The organism is Agromyces sp. NPDC029043 (assembly GCF_055564615.1).
Window position 1 is genome coordinate 39419 of sequence record NZ_JBVHVX010000023.1, and the last position, 17111, is coordinate 56529.

Here is a 17111-nt window from a genome sequence, read left to right on the forward strand (position 1 = left end):
AGTAGCCGAAATGACACGACGCCCGACGGCGAACCGTCGGGCGTCGTGGTGATCGTGAAACTCGCGTCAGATCATGAAGGTGTCATGCACGGTGATCAGTCGCCGAGGCGCTGCTTCAGCGCGGCCAGTTCGTCACGCAGGCTCGTCGGAACCTTCTCGCCGACGAAGTCGAAGAGCTCGTCGATGAGCGGGAGCTCCTTGCGCCACTCGTCCTCGCTGAACGTCAGGGCCTCGGTGACGTCGGCGGCCGGGACGTCGAGTCCGGTGACGTCGATCTCCTCCGGCTTCGCGACGATGCCGATGGGCGTCTCGATGCCCTCGGTCTCGCCCTCGATGCGGTCGATGATCCACTTCAGGACGCGGCTGTTCTCGCCGAATCCGGGCCACAGGAAGCGGCCGTCGTCGCCACGACGGAACCAGTTGACGTAGAACACCTTCGGCAGCTTGCTGGCGTCGGCGTTCTTGCCGATGTTGATCCAGTGCTGGAAGTAATCGCCCACGTGGTAGCCCATGAACGGCAGCATTGCCATCGGGTCGCGGCGGACGGTGCCCACCTTGCCCTCGGCGGCAGCGGTCTGCTCGGAGCCGACGGTGGCGCCCATGAACACGCCGTGCTGCCAGTCGCGGGCCTCGGTCACCAGCGGGACGGTCGTCTTGCGGCGTCCACCGAACAGGATCGCCGAGATCGGCACACCCTTCGGGTCATCCCACTCGGCGGCCAGCGACGGGCACTGCGAGATCGGGGTGCAGTAGCGCGAGTTGGGGTGCGCCGCCTTGTGATCCGATTCCGGGGTCCAGCTGTTGCCGAGCCAGTCGGTGAGGTGCGCCGGGGTCTCGCCGCCGATGCCCTCCCACCAGATGTCGCCGTCGTCGGTGAGCGCGACGTTCGTGTAGAGCGTGTTGCCCGCCTCGATGGTCTTCATCGCGTTGGGGTTCGAGTCGTCGCTGGTGCCCGGCGCAACACCGAAGAAGCCGAACTCCGGGTTGATCGCGTACAGGCGGCCGTCGTCGCCGAAGCGCATCCAGGCGATGTCGTCGCCGACGGTCTCGGCCTTCCATCCGGGGATCGTGGGCTGGATCATCGCGAGGTTGGTCTTGCCACAGGCGCTCGGGAACGCGGCGGCCACGAAGTAGACCTTGTTCTCCGGGCTGGTCAGCTTGAGGATCAGCATGTGCTCGGCCATCCAGCCCTCGTCGCGGGCCATGACGGAGGCGATGCGCAGGGCGTAGCACTTCTTGCCGAGCAGCGCGTTGCCGCCGTAGCCGGAGCCGTACGACCAGATCTCGCGGGTCTCCGGGAAGTGGGTGATGTACTTGTCCGGGTTGCAGGGCCACGGGACGTCGGCCTGACCGGCCTCGAGCGGAGCACCGACGGAGTGCAGTGCCTTGACGAAGAAGCCGTCCTCACCGAGGAGATCGAGGACCGGCTGGCCGACACGGGCCATGATCTTCATGGACAGGACGACGTACTCCGAGTCGGTGAGCTCCACACCGAGCTTCGGGTCGTCGGAGCCAAGCGGGCCCATGCAGAACGGGATGACGAACATCGTGCGGCCGCGCATACAGCCGCGGTAGAGCTCGGTCATGGTCGCACGCATCTCGGCGGGGGCGACCCAGTTGTTGGTGGGGCCGGCGTCCTCTTCCTTCTCCGAACAGATGAAGGTGCGCGACTCGACACGAGCGACGTCGGCAGGATCGGAGTTGGCGAGGAAGGAGTTGGGCTTCTTCTCCTCGTTGAGCTTGTGGAGAGTGCCCGCCTTGACGAGATCGTCGGTCAGCCGGTTCCATTCGGCATCGCTGCCGTCGGACCACACGACCGCGTCGGGCTGAGTCAGCTCGGCGACCTCTGCCACCCAGGCGAGCAGAGCTGCATGTTTGGTGGGTGCGCTGTTCGGATCAAGTCCGGGAATCGTGGCTGACGTCATGAAGTCTCCTCGGGAATGGTGGCCCCCAGGGGTGAAGACCACCGGCGATGTCGTCTTTGTGACCAGTTTACGTCCACCGAGCGGGCGCTAGGTAACCGGATGGGAAGATGAGCGCTATCCCACACCCCTCCCGACGTGACGTGTATCACATCTTCATCAGGCCCGTCCCGCGGGTTGAAAAAACCACGAAAGCGCTGGCTGAGTACGACTATGCCAGGCGTCCCGAGTCCGTCGGATCCCACTGACCGGTGTCCGGATTGCGGTGGCGAGCGGTGAAGCGTCCCTCCTGATCGATCTCGGTGATGCGATCCACCTCGCCATCACCGTCGGAATCGGTGTATACGGCCATCCCCTCCCCGCCGGTCCGTGTCAGCGAATCCTCGACCCCGTCGGCGTCGGTGTCCAGATCGGCCGGCCCGAGATCCCAGATCGAGTCGTCCGTCCGAATCCACAGGTGCCCGGCGGGCCCATTCGACGACGACACACCACCGTCGTCGGGCGGCCCGGCGTCCTCGCCGAATGCGTCCTCACCGAAGACCGATGCGTCCATTCACCTGCCGCCTTTCCGCGTCGAGTTCGGCGACCTGATCCGCCGCTGATCTCATCTGCCGATCGTGGTGTCGGTTGACCAGTCCCGCCACCTCCGACTCCACCTCACCGATTCTGGTCGCCACCTGGCGTTCGAGCAGCCCACGCACCTCACCGAGGACCTCGGCGGTGCTCGTGCGTATCCGGGTCGACGTCACCGTGCGACGCCGCGACCGGATCACCCACACCGCCACCGCCAGACCCGCCAGCACGCCGAGCGGCACGGCGGCCCACTGCATCCACGATCCCGCCCAGGACCCTCGAGCACCCAGCTCCCCGAGCCCCGCACCGATGAGCCGGCCCACGCCGATCCCCGACGACAGGCCGATCACCGCCAGCAGCACGTCCTCGGCGTCACGACGGCGGCTCGTGGCGGAGATGCCACCGCGATCCCACGCCCGATCGACGATCGCGGCGATCTCCGCGGGGCCGGACATCGGGGTCGACGCCGGGTTCGACGACGCACTCGCCACCGCCCCGGTCCCGAGCAGCACCCGCGTCGACGCCTCGTCGAGCCGGTCGGTGACATACGTCTGGACCGCGTCCACCACCTCGCATGCCGCGGTGACGAGTCGTCGGTGCCTATCGGCGGGCGAACCCCGCTCAGGCTTCCCGTCGCGGCGCTCGCCCTGCCGCGCCGCATCCCCGGCTCCACCGAGCTCCGCGATCCGGGCACCGACCTCGGCAACAGCAGCGCTGCGCACCGCTCCGAACTCGACACGAGCGGCCGACAATCGATCCGCACGACCCCGCTCCCGATCCGCCACGATGCGTCGACGCAACGCCGCCGGATCCGGCGGATCGGGCGGATCCGGTGGGATCGCCGCAGCGCCGGCCGACGGATGGGAATCGACGACGACGGGCTCCGCACGGTTCTCCTCGCGCAGCCAGTCGATCAGATCGGCGAGCCCGGATTGATCGAGGGCACCGTGATCGGCGGCAGCCGCCGAGACCGCGAACACCGGCAACGTGGCCACCGGATCGAGCAGTTCCCGTGCCGCACCCAGCACCCGCGGCCACTCCCAGTACGCATCGGTCTTGGTACACACCAGCGCGATCCCGGGCGTGATGGCGCGCGCCGCCGCCATCAACTCCACGTCCTCGGCATCGGCGTGTGCGGCGGGGTCGACGAGGAGCAGGACGGTGGCAGACCCGTCGCCACCAGACCCATCGACCGGGAACCCATCGCGCCGGTCGAGCTCCGTGATGTCGAACTCCGTGATGTCGAACTCGCCGGCAGGAACAGCGGCCCGCAGCGCGGCCACCAGCCGCGTCACACCGGAACCCGCCGCGCCGACGACGATCACACGGCTGGGCGTCGGGCCGCTCACCGCCACCCCTCCCCCAGCAGACGTTCCATCGCGGACCGTTCCACACCGGCCGCGGCCAGGCGGCTGATACGTGCGCGGAGATCGGCCAGCCGCGCCAGCCGGATGCCGTCGACATGGCCGACGATCGTCGACTGCAACTGATCGAAGCCACTCGTCGCGGCCAACGCCGCCACGATCCGTTCCCGGAGCACCTCGGGATCGGCAGTGTCGGCACGCGCCAAGATGTCGAGCGCCATCTCCACACCGGCAGGCCCCAATCGCTGCAGCAGCCGGGTACGGCCATGCCGCTCGGTGCCCGGATCGTCGGCGGCGATACCGACAGGGATCGTGAACTGCGCGGCCATCGACGGCACGCACTCCCCCGCCGCGGCCAGTGCGGACAGCAGGCGCAGATCGTCCTCGTCGAGGTCGGGTGTCGCCCACAACGCCACCACATCCAGCACCGAGCAGCCGAGCTCTGCGCCGCAGCGACGTCGCAGGTCGACGACATCGCCGGGGTCGAGCAGATCGGCCTTACCCAGGATCACCACCGTCGGCAGCCCACCCGCATCGAGAACACGCAGGTCGGCTGCGCGCGGCGGACCCGCCAGCACATGACATCGCAGATCCGCACCAGCCATCTCGACACCTGCCACCACACCGAGCCGATTCCGCAACGCTCGCGCCGCGGTGTGGCGGCCGGAGCCGGCACGCCCGGTCACCGTGATCTCCAGCGGCCGCAGATAACGGGCGAGTGCGGCGCTCACCTCGGTGCGCGCCACCTCGCCGACGATCCCCGCCTCGGCCATCAGCGTCGCGGGTCGGCGCAGCGCATGCTCGAGCACCGTCACTCGCTCCACCATCCCCGCCCCCTCCGACGTGCGCACCGGTCCAGAGAATGTATCCCGCCGTCGGGCCCCGCGCCGGGCCCGACGATCAGCCTGTGGACAACTCCGCGAGCAGGTGCCGATGCAGCCGCACGGCGTCGGGTAGGCGACCATGGTGGGGTGAACGAGGAGACCCAGCCCGGCGAGAGCCCCGAGCCGACCGCCACCGACCGCTCCCGCCTGTATCCGCGGGTGACCAGCTTCCGCTTCCGCCGGGGCAGCCTCACCGCCGGACAACAGCGCAACTGGGAGACCCTGTGGCCGCGGCTGGGCCAGGATCTGGAAACCGGACTCGACCGCATCCCGCAACCGCAACTCGATCTGTCCACCCTGTTCGGCCGCGACGCCCCGCGGGTCCTCGAGATCGGCAGCGGCACCGGCATCTCGACGGCCGCGATGGCCGAGGCCGAACCCGACGTCGACGTCCTCGCCGTCGAGGTCTACAAGCCGGGCCTGGCACAGTTGCTCGGACTGATCGACCGCGGCGGACTGACCAATGTGCGGCTCGTGCGCGGCGACGGCGTCATCGTGCTGACCGAACTCCTCGGCACCGACTCCCTCGACGGCATCCGTGTGTTCTTCCCCGATCCGTGGCCCAAATCGCGGCATCACAAGCGTCGGCTGCTCCAGTCGGGCACGATTGCGTTGATGGCCGACCGGCTCAAACCCGGTGGTGTGTTGCACATCGCCACCGATCACGCCGATTACGCCGAATGGATCGCGGAAATCCTCGCGACCCAGGACCCGGCCGGGCCGCACGTCGTGCAGCTCACCCGGTCCGCACCGATCCTGCTCGAGCGTCCCACCACCAAATTCGAGGGACGCGCCGAGCGTGAGGGGCGCGACGTCAACGAGTTCGTGTACGTCAAACCCCTCCCGAAGGAAGGCGGCACGCCGTGACCGACACCGAGACAACCGGCAACACCGAGACAACCACCACCACCGGGGTGACCGGCACCACCGGTGGCTTCGCCGAGACCGTGGGCGGTACCAGCACGACGCGACGCGTGCTGCTCGTCTGGGATGCCCCCAACATGGACATGGGCCTGGGCGCGATCCTCGGTGGTCGACCCACCGCCGCCCATCGCCCCCGCTTCGACGCCCTGGGACGCTGGCTGCTCGGCCGCACCGCCGATCTGTCCCGCACCTCCGGCGATTCGACGCCGCCGGAACCCGAGGCGACGGTGTTCACCAACATCGTCCCCGGCAGCGCCGAGGTCGTGCGTCCCTGGGTCGACGCGTTGCGCAACGTCGGGTTCGCGGTCTTCGCGAAACCCAAGCTCAGCGACGACAGCGACGTCGACGACGACATGCTCGATCACATCGAGCTCCGCCGGCACACCGTCGGCCTGGCCGGGCTCGTCGTCGCGTCCGCCGATGGTCAGGCTTTCCGTGAGCCGCTGCTCGAGATCGCCGCCGAGGGCACGCCCGTCACCGTCATCGGATTCCGCGAGCACGCCGCGTGGGCGCTATCGTCGGAGAACATCGAGTTCATCGATCTCGAGGACATCGACGGCGTGTTCCGTGAGCCGCTACCCCGAATCGGGCTGGATTCCCTCCCCGACGACGGTGCGTGGCTCACCCCGTTCCGGCCCCTGGCGGCGCTCCTGCGCTGATCGTGGGTCACACCGCCGATCCCGTCCGACTCAGGTGTCACTCAGGCATGGCTGTAAGAATCGCCCGGTACTGTGCCCTGAGGAGGTCGGCACCCCACCGGTTCGGATCAGGGCATCTCGAGATCCCCACCCGTATTCAGGAAGGACATCGGCGTGTTCGGAGCCATCGGCACATTCGTCTATCGGATGCGCTTTGCCGTCATCGCCGTGCTCATCGCCCTGATGGGCTGCCTGGGCCTCTACGGGTTGGATCTGAACAAGCACCTGTCGCAGAGCGGCTGGTTCGACCCGACGTCGTCGTCGGATGCGGGCGCGAAGATTGCCGACAAGTCACTCGGCCGCGATCACAAATCCGACATCATCCTGCTGATCACGCCGCCCGAGGGCACCAAGGTCGACGACGTGGAGTTCGGCGCGAAGGTCGAGAACTTCGTCGACGCGCTGATCAAGGCGCACCCCGACATCGTCAATCGTGACGACCCGGGCGTGGTCGATCCGTTCTATCTGGCCAATCAAAACGCTGCCAGCAAGGCCGCGCAGGACACGATCCGCGCCCGCACCTTCAATCAGGACAAGACGCACGCCTTCATCAGCATCGGCGTCACCGGTAACGACGACACGGCGATCCTCCAGAACTACAAGACGATCGAACCGTTCTTCGAGGACATCTCCGGCAGATTCGATCTTCCCGGCACGACCTTCGAACTCGCCGGCCTGCAACCGGTCGCCGGCAGCATGGCCGACGGCATGGACAAGGACATCCGCCGTGCCGAGGTGATCGCCCTGCCCGTGGTCGCGTTGATGCTGTTCTTCGTCTTCGGTGGTGCCGTCGCGGCATTCCTGCCGGTCCTGATCGGCGGCCTGACCATCGCGGGCTCGCTGGGTCTGATGAAGGTCCTGGCGCAGGTCACCGAGCTCAACGTGTTCGCCCAGTCCGTGGTCACCCTGATCGGTCTGGGTATCGCCATCGACTACGGCCTGTTCATCGTCAGCAGATTCCGTGAGGAACTGGCAGAAGGCTATTCGACGAAAGCCGCGGTCCGAAGAACGGTGATGACCGCCGGTCAGACGGTCGTGTTCTCCGCCACGATCATCGTCGCCGCGCTGGCCTGTCTGCTGATCATGCCGCAGGGCTTCCTCAAGTCGGTGTCCTACGGCGCCATCGCCTCGGTGAGCCTCGCGGCGCTGCTGTCGATCACCGTGCTACCCGCCGCCCTCGGCATCCTCGGTCCGCGCGTGGACGCGCTCGGCTTCAAGTTCCTGCGCCGCACCAAGACCCGCGAGGAGATCGAGAACGGTTTCTGGGGGCGCCTGGCCGGCTGGGTGATGAAGCATCCGGTGGCGACGGCGGTGCCGACCGTGCTCATCCTGCTGGTCCTGACCATCCCGTTCGGCAGCATCAAGTTCGGCGGCATCAGCGAGGCCTATCTCCCGCCGGACAACGCGAACCGCATCGCGCAGGAGAATTTCGACACCTATTTCCCGACCGAACGCACCGAAGAGATCAAGCTGGTCATCGCCTACGACGCGAACAGCAGCGACGACGGCGCGAAGCTGGACGCGATCGCCACCGAGGCCAACAAGATCCCCGGCTTCACCAAGCAGTTCTCCACGTCCTCCGACGCCGGCGCTCTCTCCGGCACCTACGGAGACGACGGACCGGCCATCCTCCAGATGTCGGCCGGGCTCAAGGACCGCACCACCGCCGCCGAGGCCATCAAGGAACTTCGTGCGATCGACACACAGGGTCTACGGATGTGGGTCACCGGCACGCCGACCCTCACGCAGGACTCCATCGATGCGTTGATGGAGCGTCTACCGCTGATGGCGATCATGCTGGTGCTGATCACCGGCCTCCTGATGTTCCTCGCCTTCGGATCCGTCGTGTTGCCGATCAAGGCGGCGTTGATGACGGCCCTGGGACTCGGCGCCACCCTGGGCATCCTGACCTGGATCTTTGTCGATGGCCACGGTGCGGGGATCGCCAATTTCACCCCGGGACCCCTGTTCGCGGCGGTGCTGGTGTTGATCATCGCGATCATCTTCGGTCTGTCCACCGACTATGAGATCTTCTTGCTCTCCCGCATGGTCGAGGCCAGGCAGAAGGGCGCGAGTACCACCGAGGCCATCCGCCTGGGCACCGCCTACACCGGCCGCATCATCACTGCCGCCGCCGCGATCCTCGTGGTCGTGACGGGCGCGTTCGGTCTGTCCGAGATCGTGATGATGAAGTACATCGCGTACGGCATGATCGCGGCGCTCATCCTCGACGCCACCATCATCCGTATGCTGCTCGTGCCGTCGGTGATGAAACTCCTCGGCGACGACTGCTGGTGGGCACCCCGCTGGATGCAGACCCTGCAGCGCAAGATCGGGTTGGGCGAGACGATCCTCGACGACGAGCCCGACCAGATGCGCGACGCTGCGCGCGCCGCCCGTGTCCGCAGTGCGGGCAGCCTGGTCTCCGAAGCCCCGACCTCGGTCATGCGCTCGGCGCGGGCCGCGGTCGCCGGCGCGGCGGCCGGTCCCACCGCGGGTTCGGTACGACGACCCTCCACACCGTCGGCACCCATCCCGGCCGCACCGGCACCGGTCACCCCTGTCGGCGGAGCACGCCGCGGACCGTCGGCGCCCCCGTCGGGTCCCACGCGTACCCCGGCGCCCGGCACCACCCGTTCCGCGACGACTCCGGTCACCCCGCCGACACCGGGCGTTCCCGCGCCGCAGCCTTCCCGTGTCCCCCCCGCGCTGCCTCGCCGGTCCCGCCTGCGCCGCGACCCGAGCGAGTCACGTCCGGATACCGGCAGTTGGAGTCTCGGCTCCGGCGGCATCACCTCCGGCTCGTTCCCGGCGCAGCCGCAGGCCCGGACCACCGCGACTCCCGCAGCGCGACCCGCACCTGCGCGTGCGCCGCAAACACCTCGAACACCGGCACCTGCTCCGCAGCCGCCGCAGCAGCCGCGACAGTCGCGACCGGCCGCGCCGACACCCGGCGGTGCTCGGCAGGCTCCCGTGGCGTCACCCGCACCCCAGGCGCCCCAGGCCCAGACACCGCAGACCCCAACACCGCAGACCCCCGCACCCCGCCCGCAGGCACCCCAACCGCAATCGGCACAACCTCGGCCCGGACAGTCCCGCCCCGGGCAGCCGGCCGATCCGCGGGATTCGGTGCTGGCTCGCCGCCCCGCACTCGATCAGACGGGTAAGCGGCCGCTGGCGGCCTCCCTCGCGCCGGAGAACGCCGAGCCCACGGCACCCGCAACACCCGACGAGCCGGCCTCCGGCAAACGCTCCCGACCCGAGGACGGCAAGCGGTCGCGGACCGAGAACTCCGACGGCACCAGCAGGCAGATCAGCGTGCAGGATCTGTTGCGCCGCAGCAAGTCCGACTGATCAGGCGGTCGTCGCCCTCACTCCTCGTCGAGCCCGTGCTCGATGGCGTATCGGGTGAGTTCCACGCGATTGCCGAGTTGGAGTTTGCGCAGCGTCGCCTGGACATGATTCTCCACCGTGCGGTGACTGATGGCGAGTCGCCGGGCAATTTGCTTGGCGCTCAATCCTTTTGCCACGTGGCGGAGTACCTCGGTCTCGCGGTCGGTGAGGACCGGCAGGTCCGGGGCCGCGTCGGGTTCCCGTGACATCCGGCGGTACTCGCCGAGGATGAGGCCGGCGAGTCCCGGCGTGAACACGGCCTGCCCGGCTCCTGTCGCGCGAACCGCGTCGACGAGCTCGGCGCGCGACGCGCTCTTCACGAGATAGCCACTGGCGCCGGCCTTCACAGCCTCGAGCACATCGTCACGCTCATCCGATGCGGAGAGCACCAGCACCCGCGACACCGGCGACACGGCGAGCACCTGCGCGGTGGCCTGCGCACCGTTGCCGTCGGGTAACTGCATGTCCATCAACACCACGTCGGGCTGCACCGCGCCGGCCCGACGCGTTGCGCTGCCCACGCCGTCTGCGGTGGCCACGATCTCGAATCCCTCGTCCTGCAGGTCGCGCGCCACCCCGTCTCGCCACATCGGATGATCGTCGACGACCATGATGCGCAACGGTTCCCCACTCATCCCGCCTCCTTCTGTTCCGCCGCCGACACATCCTTAGCCGCCGACACGCCCTTAGCCGCCGCCGCGCTGTTCGCCACCGCGACGGTCCCGGTCGGTATCGTCAGTTCCCATTCGGTCCCCTCACCGGGACCGGTGTAGATCTCCGTCCGGCCGCCGAGCGCCTCGATCCGCCCGATGATCGACTTGGACACCCCCATCCGCCCCTGCGACCGTGCCTGTTCCAGTCGTCCCTCCGGGATTCCCACCCCGTCGTCGCGGACGGTCACGATGACCTCGCTACCCAGATCTTCCAGCAACACAAAGCTTTTCGCACCCGTACCGGCGTGCTGCCGGGTGTTCTCGACGGCGTTGCGGACCGCGGCGCGGATCTCATCGGCCTCCGCCGCGTCAACGATCACCGCACCTCCCGGTGCGCTCACCGACACGTCGTCGGCGACCAGCGTGCGCAGTGCCGCCGCGAGGTCGACGGACTGCCCGCCTACCGAGTCGCCCGCCGCCCCGCCGATCTCCCCGCCGGTATCGGCGATCAACGCCCGCAACGCCCGTTCCTGTTCTCCGGCCAGTTCGGCCAACTGCGTTGTGGCCCCGCCGATCTCGCGTCCCCGCTTGCTGATCAACGCCAGCGTCTGCAACACCCCGTCATGCACCTCACGCGACAGCCGCTCCCGCTCCTCGGTCGCCGCCGCCAGCCTGGCCGCCCGCGCCAGCGCGATCTGCGCACGACGCGCGATGACCGCCGCGAGCCCTACCGCCATCCCGGTGGCGACGATGACGATGATCGTGGCGTTGCGTCCGAAGTCGAAACTGATGTCGCCCTTGACGAAGATGCTCGTCCCGCCGATGAACAGTCCGGCGACGATCCCCCACCAGGGACCGGCGAGCAACGCCGCGGAGATCACCGCATTGGTGGCCCACAGGGTCGTCGGCCACGACTGATTGTTCAGAATCCAGTCCGCCTCCGCGACGTACGACGTCGACAGCATCATCGCCGCGGCGATGATCACCTCGGCGATCACCCAGTAGCGGTTACGCGCGAAGCCGGCGAAGTAGCCGATCCCACAGGCCAGCGTCCACGCGGTGAGCAGCGCGAACAAGACCCAGGTCACGGTCGGGCGGGCGAGATCGCCGTTGATGGCGATCTGGAAACCCAGTGCATAGCAGTAGGAGACGGCACGGAACAGTTGCGCACCGCGCCACAGCGGACCCACCGGATCGGTATCGGCCTCGGCCGCCAATTGTGCCGCCCGACTCGGTGTCTCACCACCGACCGGGTTCCTCACGGCGAATCCTCCTCGCGCTGTGGGGGTTCGTCCGGCGGGGACTCACCTGGCGGGGACTCACCAGGCGGCGACTCACCAGGCGGCGACTCACCGGCCGGCAGATCCTCGACGATGCGCTCCGGCTGTAGCCGGTCCCAGGTCGGCGAATCCGATTCGGCATGGTGCAGCGGAGCATCCGCGGCCGGAGCATCCTCGTGAACCGTGGGGTCATGGGTATGCAGATACCGCACAGCGGTATTCGCGAAGGCGATGAGCGGCACCGCGAGCAGACCACCCACGATGCCGCCGGCCACGATGCCGCCGGCGATCGCCAACACCACCGCGACCGGATGCAGACGCACCGTCCGGCCGAGGAGGAAGGGCTGCAGGACATGGCTTTCCAGCTGCATCACGCCCACCACGATGGCGAGCGCGATGACCGCGGCGATCCAGCCCTTGGTGACCAGCGCGACGAGCACGGCAAGGGTGCCGGTGGCCAACGCACCGACGATCGGCACGAACGCACCCAGAAAGACCAGTGATCCGAGGGGCAGCGCGAGCGGCACCTGCAAAATGGCAAGCCCCACACCGATACCCAACGCGTCGACGAATGCGACGACGACCGTGGCGCGCACATAGCCGATCAGCGTGCCGAAGCCCGCGATGCCGGCCGCATGCACGCGCGGACGGGTGCCGCGGGGTATCACGCGGGTAACGAACTCCCAGATCTGGCCGCCGCCGTAGAGGAAGAAGATGACCAGGAACAGGGTCAGCAGTGCACCGGTGAGGATTTCGGTCGCGGTGGTGGCCGTGGCGAGCGCACCGGAGGTGAGGCGCTCCTGGTTGTTCTGCAGCATGTTGATGACGTCGCTGCCGAAGTTGCGCACCTGATCCTCGTCGAGCCGCAGCGGACCGTCGACGAGCCAGTTGCGCACCTGGTCAACGGTTTCGGTGATCGCGGCGGTCAATGCGGGTAGGCCACGGACGAATTCGCGCACCACGAAGGTCATCACGCCGGCCACCACCGCCAGCGAGCCGATGATGGCGATCACCACCGCGAGGGATCGAGGTGTGCGGTGCCGGTTCATCAGGTCGACGAACGGGACGAGCATCGCGGAGACGAGGATGGCCAGCGCCACCGGGACCAGGACTTCCTCGAATCGGCTGAAGACCTCCATCACCGCCCACACGGCGGCGGCGATCACCAGCAGCCGCCACCCCCACTCGGCAGTCGCCCGCACCAGCGCGGGCACCTTGGCGCGGTCGAGTTCGGCGAGGTCCGAGGTTGATTCCGCACCCGGCGAGGCATGGGTCACAGAGTTCAGCCTAGCTGTCGTTACCCTTGTTCCCATGTCGTCGGACCCCTCGACGGTCGATCAGGCCGTCCCGCGCCGACGCTTCTGGTGGGTTCGGTGGGTTCTCGTGACGATCGTCGTCGTCATCCTCGCCGTCGAACTCTTCTTCATCTGGCCCCGTCTCGAGCAGGCGTGGGAGCGCATCGATCAGCTGAACTGGGTGTGGATCGTGGCCAGCATCCTGGCCGCGATGGCCTCGATGGACAGCTTCGCGCAGGTCCAGCGCGCGCTGCTGCGATCGGCCGGCGTGAAGGTGCGTCAACTGCAGTCCCTGGCGGTGATCCTCGCCGCGAACTCCCTGAGCGTCACAATGCCCGGCGGTCAGGTGCTGGCCCCGGCGTTCACCTATCGGGAGACCCGACGCTGGGGTGCGACGCCGGTCGTGGCGTCGTGGCAGGTCGTGATGTCGGGATTGCTGGCCGGCATGGGTCTGGCCGTCCTCGGATTCGGCGGGGCAATGCTCGCCGGCGCCAAGACGAGCCCGTTCTCCGTGGTGTTCTCGGTCGTCGGGTTCCTCGCCGTCCTCGTCGTCGTGCAGTATCTGGCGAGTCATCCGGAATCGCTGCAGACGATCGGCATCCGCATCCTCGCGTGGATCAATCAGATCCGTAACAAGCCCGAGGATCACGGCGTCGACACGTTGCGGGAGACGCTTGAGCAGCTGCGCGCCGTGCATCTGTCCCGCAAGGACGGGTCGATCGCCTTCGGGTGGAGCCTGTTCAACTGGGTCGCCGACGTCGCGTGCCTCGCGTTCGCGTGCTGGGCCGTCGGCGGGGACCCGAGCATCTCGGGCCTGATGGTCGCCTATGCGGCGAGCAAGGCCGTCGGGACGGCGGTCCCGCTGCTGCCGGGCGGACTCGGCGTCGTCGACGCCGTCCTGGCACCGGCCCTGGCCAGCGCCGGGATGCCGTTCGCCGACGCCATCCTCGCCGTCCTCGTCTACCGCCTGATCAGCCTCGTCCTGGTCGCGGCGGTGGGGTGGATCGTCATCTTCGCGCGGTTCCGCTCCACCTACCGATCGACCGAGACGATGGACGAGGAGATGGCCGACGATCTCAACCGGACCGACGACGGGGAGGACTCGGGTTCTCCGAACCGGTCCGACCCGCTACCGTAGGTGGCCATGAGCACCGAGACGGCCGACGACATCCGTACCCCGTCGCCGACGGCTCTGCCGCTGCTCCTGACCGCCGGGATCGATCTGGTCGCGGTGACGATCTTCGTCCTCATCGGACGCGCCAATCATCACAACGGTTTCGCCATCCTCGGCGTCCTGCAGACGCTGTGGCCGTTCGTCGTGGGTGCCGCGGTCGGCTGGTCGTTGGTCTACGTCTACTCACATATCGGTTCCAGCGACTGGTTCGGGCACGATTTCCGCCCCGAGCGCGTCGCCTCCGGCGTGGTGATCTGGCTGTGCACCATCATCGTCGGCATGATCCTGCGCTACCTGCTGCATCAGGGTGTCGCGGTGAGTTTCGTGATCGTGGCCTCGATCTCGACGGCGCTCTTCCTGATCGGGTGGCGGGCCGCCGCGGCAGTCATCGCGCGGCGTCTCGCCTGAACATCTCCGGCGCTATTTGATCCTGAAGTACTTCTGCGCCACCTGCAGTGCCGCGGTACCCGACTTCGCACCCTCGGTGTAGACGACGATGACCTTGCCGCCCTGGAGGCCGATGAACCAGCCCGGCCCCTGCGGACCGTTGGTGCCGACGAGCGCGCGTAGACCCGGGGCCTTGGTGAGGTCGCTGGCGTCGCCCTTCGACGCGGTGGTGGCCATCGAGGCCAGGATCGGCCCGGTGACCGCGGGATCGAGTTCACCGAGGCTGCCGCCGACGACCTTGGTGGGCACCCCGTCGATGACGTGCGGGGCCACCGACGTCTTCTCGCCGGAGCGTCCGCGGGCGAGCGCGACACCGAGTGCGGCCATGTTCATGATCGACACGTTCATCGATTCGGGGCTGTAGTCGATGGTGGTGACGCCCGGCTGTCCGAGGGCGGGGGCGCTGGCACCGGGAACGGTGAACTGCACCCCGAGACCCAGGCGATCGAGCAACTGGCCGCCGTTCTCCTGATTCGCATTCGCTGCACGGTCGACGGCGTCGAGCACCGGATCCAGCGTCGAGCCGACCGGATAGGTGGCGTCGACGTTGATGCCGCGGTCGACGGCATACGAGTTCTGCGCCATGCCGAGGATCGCGCCGGTCGCGGCGTCGAGCGTCATGATCGCGGCGGGCTGTCCCACCTCGACGGCGGCGTCGCCCAGCGTGAGCTGCATGTTCTGATCGACAGTGGTCTTCACGTCGGGTCCGGGAGGCCCCTGATCGCCGGCGAGTTTGCGCGGCTTGAGCCCCGGGCCGACGAGCTGGACCTGCCACCCCGACGTCGCGTCGCGGATGGCCTGCCAGTAGTTCGTGAGTCCGTCCTCGAGCGGCGACGAGAGTCGACGATCGGCCATGACCAGCATCCCGGCCTTGCGCACCGTGACGCCCGGGACCCGGTCCGGATCGGCGGTGAGGACCTCCATGTCGGAGTTGCGCAGCGTCACGGCGGTAATCGGCTTACCCGGCTGCGCGGCCAGCTTCTCGGTGATGACCGACGAGGTCACCATCGGCGCGATGGGCGCGATCGTCCGCGCCAGCGCGCTGGCCGACTTCTTGACGTCCTTGGTCTGGGTGGGATCGAGGATGATCTCGTTGACCGGCTGCAGGAACATGAACGTCTTGCCCGAACGGCTGAGCACCTTGGGTGAGGGAGTCGCGTCGGTACGGATCTGACGGAGCTGACCGCCGGCCGGCAGGCCGGGGTAGATGAGCGTGGGTTCCCAGGTCAGCCTCCACCCGGTGGACAGATGGCGGGCGGTGCCCTGGCTGACGGCGTCGAAGGTGCGGTCGTGTGCCCACTTGTAGGTGGTCTTCAGGGAGAACGACGCGGTGCCGTCGCTGTACTCGACGGGGTTCTGCACGGTGACGTCGATGTTCTGGGCGTGCATGGCCTGCAGGGTCTCGGTGAGGACCTCACCGGCCTGGCCGGGGGCCGTCGTGAAGGCCGCGGCGCCGCCGGCGTCCTGCCGTTCGAGCGCCTCGGCATACGAGGCCACCGCCGCAGCAGCGCTGTCGTCAGCCGACGACGCACCGCACGAGCTCACCACGAGCCCGCTGACCACTACCGCGCACACCACCACCGGCGCGCGCTTCACCCAAGACTTCATAGTCACAATTTTCACTCGTGTAACACTCGTTGGCGAGCATGCCAGCTTCCGTTCAGGATGCAGAACTGTCACGATCATATCTCGAACCCCGGAATGCACCATGTCGGACGGTCCCCATAATGGGTTATGACCTTCTCGGTGTTCCGCGACAGTGATCGATCCACGACCACGACCGACTGGGTGACGTCCCGACACAGCTTCTCCTTCGGAGATCACTACGACCCATCAAACACCCACCACGGGGTTCTCTTGGTGAACAACGAGGAAATCGTCCTGCCAGGTCAGGGCTTCGACACTCATCCACACCGGGAGACCGAAATCGTCACGTGGGTCACCTCCGGCTCACTGATCCACCAGGACTCGGAGGGGAACTCCGGGGTCATCTATCCCGGACTCGCCCAGCGGATGAGCGCGGGCCGCGGCATCCTGCATTCCGAGCGCAACGACACCTGGCACGACGCCGCCGGCACCCCGCATCCGCCGGGTGAACCGACCCGCTTCGTCGCGATGTGGATCCTGCCCGACGACCGGGGCCGCGATCCGTCCTATGCCCAGCACGACGTCGACGACGATCTCGCCACCGGCACGCTCGTCCCCGTCGCATCGGGCGATCCCGCCGTCGACTCGGCCATCCGGATCGCGAATCGGTCGTCGACGCTGTATGCCGCCCGCCTGCCTGCCGGCGGCCGCGCCCGGCTGCCCGCCGGACGTCACCTGCATATGTTCGTCGTCGACGGTGTCGTCCAGCTCTCCGGAGAGACGCTGGCCACCGGCGACTCGCTGCGCGGTGCCGATCTCGGTGGCGAACCGGTGACCGCCGCCCAGGCCTCCGAGGTGCTCATCTGGTCGATGGATTCCGCCCTCGGCGACGGTTAACCGATGACGCGGCGTGCTCG

Annotated in this window: 14 protein-coding genes; 6 read left to right on the plus strand and 8 right to left on the minus strand. The window is 68.0% G+C overall.

Annotation, left to right across the window (positions count from 1 at the left end):
- Positions 1 to 95: 95 nt before the first annotated feature.
- The 4 genes from ACZ4TW_RS20995 to ACZ4TW_RS21010 all read right to left on the minus strand — a co-directional run bounded on the left by ACZ4TW_RS20995 (position 96) and on the right by ACZ4TW_RS21010 (position 4686).
- Positions 96 to 1925, minus strand: coding sequence for a phosphoenolpyruvate carboxykinase (GTP) (locus ACZ4TW_RS20995; RefSeq protein ID WP_465546033.1), 1830 nt, complete (start codon positions 1923 to 1925; stop codon positions 96 to 98).
- 208 nt (positions 1926 to 2133) lie between these two features.
- Complete coding sequence (locus ACZ4TW_RS21000) at positions 2134 to 2475, minus strand: DUF6802 family protein (protein WP_465546035.1); 342 nt, start codon at positions 2473 to 2475, stop codon at positions 2134 to 2136.
- Positions 2453 to 3844, minus strand: coding sequence for a GTPase domain-containing protein (locus ACZ4TW_RS21005; protein WP_465546037.1), 1392 nt, complete (start codon positions 3842 to 3844; stop codon positions 2453 to 2455). Before ACZ4TW_RS21005 ends, ACZ4TW_RS21000 begins: the two co-directional genes overlap by 23 nt.
- A complete protein-coding gene (locus ACZ4TW_RS21010; protein WP_465546038.1) occupies positions 3841 to 4686 on the minus strand; it encodes a hypothetical protein in 846 nt (281 codons plus the stop codon). Before ACZ4TW_RS21010 ends, ACZ4TW_RS21005 begins: the two co-directional genes overlap by 4 nt.
- 144 nt (positions 4687 to 4830) lie before the next feature.
- On the opposite strand from ACZ4TW_RS21010, the gene trmB reads away from it, so the two are divergent.
- The 3 genes from trmB to ACZ4TW_RS21025 all read left to right on the plus strand — a co-directional run bounded on the left by trmB (position 4831) and on the right by ACZ4TW_RS21025 (position 9719).
- Positions 4831 to 5610 (plus strand): tRNA (guanosine(46)-N7)-methyltransferase TrmB, encoded by a 780-nt coding sequence (gene trmB, locus ACZ4TW_RS21015; RefSeq protein ID WP_465546040.1) that lies wholly within the window; start codon positions 4831 to 4833, stop codon positions 5608 to 5610.
- A complete protein-coding gene (locus ACZ4TW_RS21020; protein ID WP_465546042.1) occupies positions 5607 to 6326 on the plus strand; it encodes an NYN domain-containing protein in 720 nt (239 codons plus the stop codon). The genes trmB and ACZ4TW_RS21020 overlap by 4 nt, the downstream gene beginning before the upstream one ends.
- Positions 6327 to 6479: 153 nt before the next feature.
- A complete protein-coding gene (locus ACZ4TW_RS21025; protein ID WP_465546043.1) occupies positions 6480 to 9719 on the plus strand; it encodes an MMPL family transporter in 3240 nt (1079 codons plus the stop codon).
- 17 nt (positions 9720 to 9736) lie between these two features.
- Here the strand turns inward: ACZ4TW_RS21025 and ACZ4TW_RS21030 are convergent, their stop codons facing one another.
- Genes ACZ4TW_RS21030 through ACZ4TW_RS21040 form a run of 3 tightly spaced genes read right to left on the minus strand, consistent with a single transcriptional unit; the run spans position 9737 to position 12968 of the window.
- A complete protein-coding gene (locus tag ACZ4TW_RS21030) occupies positions 9737 to 10393 on the minus strand; it encodes a response regulator (protein ID WP_465546045.1) in 657 nt (218 codons plus the stop codon).
- On the minus strand, positions 10390 to 11673 hold the full coding sequence (macS, locus tag ACZ4TW_RS21035; RefSeq protein ID WP_465546047.1) for a MacS family sensor histidine kinase: 1284 nt from the start codon (positions 11671 to 11673) through the stop codon (positions 10390 to 10392). Before macS ends, ACZ4TW_RS21030 begins: the two co-directional genes overlap by 4 nt.
- Complete coding sequence (locus ACZ4TW_RS21040; protein WP_465546049.1) at positions 11670 to 12968, minus strand: AI-2E family transporter; 1299 nt, start codon at positions 12966 to 12968, stop codon at positions 11670 to 11672. Before ACZ4TW_RS21040 ends, macS begins: the two co-directional genes overlap by 4 nt.
- Positions 12969 to 13002: 34 nt before the next feature.
- Between ACZ4TW_RS21040 and ACZ4TW_RS21045 the strand changes: the two genes are divergently transcribed.
- Both ACZ4TW_RS21045 and ACZ4TW_RS21050 read left to right on the plus strand, forming a co-directional pair.
- A complete protein-coding gene (locus ACZ4TW_RS21045; protein ID WP_465546051.1) occupies positions 13003 to 14124 on the plus strand; it encodes a lysylphosphatidylglycerol synthase transmembrane domain-containing protein in 1122 nt (373 codons plus the stop codon).
- Positions 14125 to 14130: 6 nt separating this feature from the next.
- Positions 14131 to 14568 (plus strand): DUF3054 domain-containing protein, encoded by a 438-nt coding sequence (locus ACZ4TW_RS21050; protein ID WP_465546053.1) that lies wholly within the window; start codon positions 14131 to 14133, stop codon positions 14566 to 14568.
- A gap of 12 nt (positions 14569 to 14580) precedes the next feature.
- On the opposite strand, the gene ACZ4TW_RS21055 is transcribed toward ACZ4TW_RS21050, so the two are convergent.
- Entirely contained in the window at positions 14581 to 16215 is a 1635-nt protein-coding gene (locus ACZ4TW_RS21055) for an NTF2-like N-terminal transpeptidase domain-containing protein (protein ID WP_465546055.1), read from the minus strand.
- A gap of 126 nt (positions 16216 to 16341) precedes the next feature.
- Here ACZ4TW_RS21055 and ACZ4TW_RS21060 point away from each other — a divergent pair, with 126 nt between their 5' ends.
- Positions 16342 to 17091, plus strand: coding sequence for a pirin family protein (locus tag ACZ4TW_RS21060; RefSeq protein ID WP_465546057.1), 750 nt, complete (start codon positions 16342 to 16344; stop codon positions 17089 to 17091).
- The last annotated feature ends 20 nt before the right edge of the window (positions 17092 to 17111 follow it).

Excerpts from the sequence above, each read along its gene's own strand:
- ACZ4TW_RS21060 (WP_465546057.1), top strand. The coding sequence starts at position 16,342 with ATGACCTTCTCGGTGTTCCGCGACAGTGATCGATCCACGACCACGACC.
- ACZ4TW_RS20995 (WP_465546033.1), bottom strand. The coding sequence starts at position 1,925 with ATGACGTCAGCCACGATTCCCGGACTTGATCCGAACAGCGCACCCACC.
- ACZ4TW_RS21045 (WP_465546051.1), top strand. The coding sequence starts at position 13,003 with ATGTCGTCGGACCCCTCGACGGTCGATCAGGCCGTCCCGCGCCGACGC.
- ACZ4TW_RS21055 (WP_465546055.1), bottom strand. The coding sequence starts at position 16,215 with ATGAAGTCTTGGGTGAAGCGCGCGCCGGTGGTGGTGTGCGCGGTAGTG.
- ACZ4TW_RS21010 (WP_465546038.1), bottom strand. The coding sequence starts at position 4,686 with ATGGTGGAGCGAGTGACGGTGCTCGAGCATGCGCTGCGCCGACCCGCG.
- ACZ4TW_RS21000 (WP_465546035.1), bottom strand. The coding sequence starts at position 2,475 with ATGGACGCATCGGTCTTCGGTGAGGACGCATTCGGCGAGGACGCCGGG.
- ACZ4TW_RS21050 (WP_465546053.1), top strand. The coding sequence starts at position 14,131 with ATGAGCACCGAGACGGCCGACGACATCCGTACCCCGTCGCCGACGGCT.
- ACZ4TW_RS21030 (WP_465546045.1), bottom strand. The coding sequence starts at position 10,393 with ATGAGTGGGGAACCGTTGCGCATCATGGTCGTCGACGATCATCCGATG.